The organism is Pseudogracilibacillus sp. SO10305, from assembly GCF_037072005.1.
Taxonomy (GTDB): Bacteria; Bacillota; Bacilli; order Bacillales; family Amphibacillaceae; genus Pseudogracilibacillus; species Pseudogracilibacillus intestinigallinarum.
Map to the genome: position 1 here is coordinate 1 of NZ_JAXHDE010000030.1, position 3,590 is coordinate 3,590.

6 protein-coding genes are annotated in these 3,590 nt (G+C 33.3%); 5 read left to right on the forward strand and 1 reads right to left on the reverse strand.

From position 1 onward, the window contains the following. Positions 1 to 823, reverse strand: an 823-nt coding sequence (locus SPD45_RS14235) for a peptidoglycan-binding domain-containing protein (protein WP_336268441.1), incomplete at its 3' end; no start/stop codon positions are given. 257 nt (positions 824 to 1,080) lie between these two features. Between SPD45_RS14235 and SPD45_RS14240 the strand changes: the two genes are divergently transcribed. The 5 genes from SPD45_RS14240 (at position 1,081) to SPD45_RS14260 (ending at position 3,568) form a co-directional block, all read left to right on the forward strand. Beyond that, complete coding sequence (locus tag SPD45_RS14240; protein ID WP_336268442.1) at positions 1,081 to 1,299, forward strand: DUF1659 domain-containing protein; 219 nt, start codon at positions 1,081 to 1,083, stop codon at positions 1,297 to 1,299. A gap of 34 nt (positions 1,300 to 1,333) precedes the next feature. Continuing rightward, positions 1,334 to 1,555 carry a DUF2922 domain-containing protein gene (locus SPD45_RS14245; protein WP_336268443.1) on the forward strand — a complete coding sequence of 74 codons (222 nt, stop codon included), beginning with the start codon at positions 1,334 to 1,336 and terminating at the stop codon, positions 1,553 to 1,555. Positions 1,556 to 1,625: 70 nt separating this feature from the next. Continuing rightward, positions 1,626 to 1,760: a YvrJ family protein gene (locus tag SPD45_RS14250; RefSeq protein ID WP_336268444.1), complete on the forward strand. Its 135-nt coding sequence runs from the start codon at positions 1,626 to 1,628 to the stop codon at positions 1,758 to 1,760. A gap of 104 nt (positions 1,761 to 1,864) precedes the next feature. After that, complete coding sequence (gene aroD / locus SPD45_RS14255; protein WP_336268445.1) at positions 1,865 to 2,617, forward strand: type I 3-dehydroquinate dehydratase; 753 nt, start codon at positions 1,865 to 1,867, stop codon at positions 2,615 to 2,617. Positions 2,618 to 2,629: 12 nt separating this feature from the next. After that, positions 2,630 to 3,568 carry an aldo/keto reductase gene (locus SPD45_RS14260; protein ID WP_336268446.1) on the forward strand — a complete coding sequence of 313 codons (939 nt, stop codon included), beginning with the start codon at positions 2,630 to 2,632 and terminating at the stop codon, positions 3,566 to 3,568. The last annotated feature ends 22 nt before the right edge of the window (positions 3,569 to 3,590 follow it).

Here is a 3,590-nt window from a genome sequence, read left to right on the forward strand (position 1 = left end):
TTAATCCATTATCTTTTTGGAAGCTTTTCACAACATTAGCTGTAACAGAGCCATATACGTTAGATGGGTTTGCTGGAAAATTACCGTAACCCAATTGACGTAAATCCTTTTTTAACTGAATAACGTGTGGCCCCTTATCGCCATTAGTATATTCATCCATAGAAAATTTTTCATTATCTGCCTGTTTGATACTAGCTTTTTTAATATTGCTACTTTTTTTATTTTTATTGTTTTCTGAATTAGTATCATGTTCCTTAGTGTTTACTAATTCATCTTTCTCAGTAGCAAAAAATTTATTATTTTGAATTAATTTATCATTAGAATCATTTTTAAATTCATCAACATTAGACGATGAATTATTACCCTCTATCACAGTAGAATTAGATGAAGAGTTATTATTATCTGTTTCAGTATTGTTAGATGAAGAACTATTTTTATCTTCATCCGATAAAGTTAATTCATCGTCAACATCCTTGTTTTCATCTTCACTAGAAATTTCACATTCTATCTCAAGGGAGTTAATAAACGTTTTTAATTCCTCATCAATAACATTAATGTCAAGTTCCTTAAAATATTCTGTTAGTTCTTCATTATTAATATCAATTACCTCAGATTTACGATCTAACTCCTCGCAGTAGAGAGTAGTGAATTCTTCATCTTCCTCTAAATTTAAATCATAAAGTGTAATTACGTTTTCACCTATATCTTTATCGTTTATATTTTCATGCGCAAATACTTGTAAATGCGTAAAAAATGGATTTAGGACAAAAGTGATTAATATTGCAAAAATAAATACTTTTCTAAATTTAAACCTCTGTATCAATTGATAAATCTCCCTTTTATTAAATTATATTAAAATCTCTCATTTTCACCTCCAGATTATTAATATTAAATTATGAGTAAAACTTATCACTAAAACATACTTCTACATTCTATAATAAGTTAATTTTAATGAATTGTCGACTTATTTTATATAGAAATACAGGCTGAAAGACTTAATTGTTAAGAAAATGTTTTAAAATTATTCCCCACCTTTTCATCCCTTCTTTCGATTATAGAAGTGAAGGGAGGTGGAGGACGATGGCGATTGAACAAATTGTAACTACACAGCTTCGTTTAACGTTTTTTGAAGGGTATGATGAAGAAAGTGACAAAAATATTTATGTAAGAAAGTCATTTAATAACATCAACGCTTTTGCCACATCAGATGCATTGTTAGCAGTATCTGAAGCGATGGCTACCTTACAAACATTACCACTAGATGCAGTTGAACGAGCAGATGTTGTAGCGATTCATTAATGGAACAACGTAAAAAGATGAAGGAGGGATGAAGATGAAGCGTTTAGAATTACAGTTTGTAGATGCTGGAGGGAAAACAGTTACTTATACACTGGATAACCCAGTCGATCCACAAGATGCTGAACAAGTTGTAGCGGTGATGGACGAGATGATTGCACAAGATGCATTTGCATCTAAAGACGGTCCAATTGTTGCGAAAAAAGGAGCAAGAATTGTAGAGCGAACAGTGACTGATATTGATATCGGTCTAGAATAAGACAGAAAAAGGTAGAGGGAATCATCAGTGATTCCTCTATCTTTTTTCTTATAAAGAAGGAGGGAAGATGATGGAGGATTGGATGGCGTTTATAACGGAAATAAGCTATCCGATTGCAATTACGTTTTATTTATTGCATCGGATTGAAGGGAAATTAGACGTACTAAATGAATCGATTCGACTTCTTCCGGAAAAAATGAAATAACAGGGGAAAGAGAAGGATACTAGTTTATCCTTCTCTTTCTTTTTCTTTTTCTCTATTCGATAAAATGCTATACTATTAAATAAAATGAATTGGAGTGTTAGAACGTGGGACAATTTTTTGATCAGACGAAACTCCCTTACATATGTACACCATTAACGGGAAAAACAACAACGCAATTATTAGAACAATTAGATAATATACTAGAAAAAGAACCTGATATGATTGAATGGCGCGCTGATTTTTTTGAGCATTTACATAACGAAGCGGATGTTTTTTCTATAATTAAAGCTATAAAGGAAAAAACAACGATTCCATTATTGTTTACGATTCGGTCGATTCATGAAGGTGGCGAAACTATTTCATTAACCGAAGCGGAAAAGGTATCGCTCCTTTGTAATGTATGTAAAGAGACGAATGTAGACCTTATAGATTATGAAACATCGAATGATAAGAAAGATGTCGAACTAGTTGTAAAGACGGCGAAAAAGCACGATAAGCAGATTGTGTTGTCGTTTCATCATTTTGAACATACACCATCCGAGGACGAATTAATAGAAAGGGCTAAAAATGCAGCAAAGTTTCATGCCGATATAATTAAATTAGCTGTCATGCCTGAAGAAAAAGAAGATGTATTTCGCTTATTAGAAGTGACACGTATATTGGACGATATGTTTGAACAGCCGATTATTACGATGTCGATGGGAGAACTAGGGGCACTCTCTAGAATCAATGGTTGGTTATATGGTTCTGTTTTAACTTTTGCAGTAGGAATAGAGCAATCAGCTCCAGGGCAAATCGCGATTGAACCATTACGTGAAGCAATATGGAATACGAAACAATTAATGCCGAACTGGTAAGGAGTGGAATGAATGGAAAAAGTAACGATTCGTAGTACAGATTTAAAAGTAAATCCAATTGGATTAGGGACGAATGCGGTTGGAGGTCAAATGTTTTACCCAAATATAACAGATGATGCTGGAAGGAATTTATTAAAAACGGCAATCAATCAGGAGGTTGACTTTTGGGACACAGCATTTATTTATGGACCGAAACGGTCAGAGGAAATAATTGGGGAAGTCTTAGCGGAAACAGGGAAAAGAAATGAAATTGTGTTGGCGACAAAGGCGGCACATGAAATTATTCACGATGAAACGGTAATAAATAATCATCCACAATTTTTAGAACGTGCTGTAGAAGAAGCGCTTAAAAGGTTACAAACAGATTATATTGATTTATTTTATATTCATTTTCCCGATGAAGATACACCAAAATATGAAGCGGTAGGAGCATTACAACGTTTAAAAGAAAAAGGAATGATTCGTGCGATTGGTGTGTCTAACTTTTCGCTGGAACAATTACAAGAGGCGAATAAGGATGGCTATGTAAATGTCATGCAAGGACATTATAATTTATTCAATAGAAAGGTAGAAGAGGATATTTTACCATACACATACGACCATAATATATCATTTATTCCATATTTTCCGTTTGCTTCTGGATTACTTGCTGGGAAATATACGAAAGATACGACATTTGAAGAAGGGGATTTACGATTAAAGAAACCTGAATTTAAAGGGGATGCATTTTTAAAAAATGTAGAAAAAGTAGAAAAGCTTCGTAGTATTGCTGAGGGAAAAGGTGTCGACATTGCTCAAGTTATACTTTCGTGGTATTTACATTGTGATGAAATAGACGTCGTCATACCTGGTGCAAAAAGAAGTGAACAAGTAGTGGAGAACTTACGTGCGAATGAGTTGTTTTTAACTGAGGATGAATTTTTATTTATAGATGAACTGTTTGATGAATAATAGTAATTTTAAACACAATAAT